The following is a 2,288-nucleotide window of genomic DNA, read 5'->3' on the forward strand; positions in this document are numbered from 1 at the left end:
TGTAATTTTATTTTCACGCTCAAGGCGTATTCGAGTTATCTCATGACTCTTATTCATCCAGTTTTAGTTACAGGCTCGGCAAAGCCCTAATAAACTTACGGATTTGTATTGCTCATCTTTATTATATACCTGAACTAATTTTCCGTCATGAGTTAGCAGGCGAAGCCTGCTTGGAGTTTTAGTTACTAATGATCAACGCCATTCCCCTCTTTACTCAGACACAATGATTGTTATCCAACTCATTTTTCAAATTCTAGCGGGTCATGATACAGACTATGCCTGTCAAGAATTGAAAGATAATGCTTATTTCTATCAGCTACTAGAGTCGAAACAAGTAGCCTCTCAATCAACCCTGTGACGTTTCTTTTCACGTGCAACGGAAGAAACTGTTGAGGCTTTAAGACAGCTTAATATTGAACTAATCCAACTCTTTTTACAATTACATCAGTTGGATAATCTTATCATTGATGTCCCCGAATTATTCAGGGTATGAATAATTCGGGTTTAAGATATCCTACAGATAGCAAAATAAGAAAGGAATACGCACATGTCTAAACTACTAAATCAGATATTATCAAGAGACAATCTTCTGGAAGCCTACAAGCAGGTCAAAGCTAATAAGGGCTCTACGGGTATTGATGGTGTCACAGTTGAAACGATTGATGATGACCTGAGAGAGAACTGGCGAGAAACCAAAAAGCAGGTACTGGAAAGAAAGTACAAACCTCAGCCAGTATTGCGAGTTGAAATTCTGCGAGCATTCTGATTTTGAAATTAGTTAAGTATAAAGTCTGAACTTCATTGGACCGTTCTTTTCACATTCGTAAAAAATAAGAAAAGAAGTACTTGGAATCTGTAACTACTGACAGATATGAGATTTTTGAGGGGAAAATGAAAAAAATAGAAAAAAACACTTGCTATTTTTAGAGTGACCTGTTACAATAAATAGTGTTGAAAAATGGTCCGTTGGTCAAGGGGTTAAGACACCGCCTTTTCACGGCGGTAACACGGGTTCGAATCCCGTACGGACTATATTTTCCGCCATAGCTCAGTTGGTAGTAGCGCATGACTGTTAATCATGATGTCGTAGGTTCGAGTCCTACTGGCGGAGTCTTGAGACCCTACGGGGTCTTTTTTTGTTTTTCTAAGGTGTTACTATCGTTCTCTGTGTGGGATGAAAGGGAAGACCTTTTGCCCAAGTTGTTCATTTTTTTACCGGAATGACTCCTTTTTTGTTTTTATTTTTCGAATAGAGAAGTAAATCGACAGATTAGGGAATGGATCCCAATTCCAATAAGTAATCTGTTAGGATTATAGGGAAAGGATGAACCATGGATTTCGAATCAACATATAAAAAAGTACGTGGTACAGTATTAAAATGCCATCGAGAATTTTATCTTCATTTATGGGATGCTTGTGATTGGGAGCAGGAGGGAATGATGGTTCTTTACCGTTTGATGAAGAACCATCCGAGTGTGATGCAGGATGATGAAAAATTACATGTCTTTTTCAAGACCAAATTTCGTAATCATATTATTGATAAGGTCCGGATGCAGGAGGCAAAAAAAAGAACGCTGGATAACAAGGCTTATGTCGAGGTTTCAGAAGTAGGACATTTGTTGGCAGAGGATGGTCTCTGTATGGATGAGTTTGTACTATTTAAAGATCGCATGATGGAGTTCAAGAAGACTCTCACCCAAGCAGAATTAGATAATTACCAACGCCTTATCAGCAATCAGTGTTTTAAGGGGCGCAAAAAAATGTTGAAAAAAATGGCTAGCTACTTTGAAGAATTTGATCCGCGTAAATAAAACAGGTCTTTATAGACCATTAGACAAAAAAATGAGAAGGAAGGAGGCTGAAATTTCAGGTTAGACCTCTTTCTTACTCCATCCAAAGAGGAAGAAAAGAAAAAAATAAAAAAAATTAAAAAAACTGTTGACACTTTGTGAGCTGGGTGATATACTTAGATAGTTGTCTCGTGAGAGACATGACCTTTGAAAACTGAACAAGACGAATACCAATGTGTAGGTAGTAGGAATACTACCTGTCAATAATAAATTCGAAGCTAAATCAAAAAACTTCAAGGCAAACTGACGCAGGTAGAACTAAGGTTCACCAAGGAGGTTTGACGAAGAAGTCTGAAGATTTAACGCAGAACAAATCTGTCAGCGACAGAAAAATGAGTGAAGACTCAAACTTTTGATGAGAGTTTGATCCTGGCTCAGGATGAACGCTGGCGGCGTGCCTAATACATGCAAGTAGAACGCTGAAGGAAGTGCTTGCAC

At 38.2% G+C, this 2,288-nt stretch carries 1 protein-coding gene, 2 tRNA genes, 1 rRNA gene and 1 pseudogene; all 5 read left to right on the forward strand.

Features of this window, described 5'->3' with window-relative positions; all coding sequences use genetic code 11:
- Window positions 1–547: 547 nt before the first annotated feature.
- Window positions 548–751: pseudogene (locus JEQ21_RS09655) on the forward strand (hypothetical protein); the annotation flags it as partial.
- A gap of 209 nt (window positions 752–960) precedes the next feature.
- Window positions 961–1,032: transfer RNA gene (locus JEQ21_RS09660), tRNA-Glu, on the forward strand.
- Window positions 1,033–1,037: 5 nt separating this feature from the next.
- Window positions 1,038–1,111: transfer RNA gene (locus tag JEQ21_RS09665), tRNA-Asn, on the forward strand.
- A 220-nt stretch (window positions 1,112–1,331) separates the two neighbouring features.
- Complete coding sequence (locus tag JEQ21_RS09670) at window positions 1,332–1,811, forward strand: sigma-70 family RNA polymerase sigma factor (protein ID WP_196092477.1); 480 nt, start codon at window positions 1,332–1,334, stop codon at window positions 1,809–1,811.
- Between the two features lie 390 nt (window positions 1,812–2,201).
- Window positions 2,202–2,288 (forward strand): 16S ribosomal RNA (locus JEQ21_RS09675); the annotation flags it as partial.

The organism is Streptococcus sp. 121 (assembly GCF_016458205.1).
In the GTDB taxonomy this organism is placed as follows: Bacteria; Bacillota; Bacilli; order Lactobacillales; family Streptococcaceae; genus Streptococcus.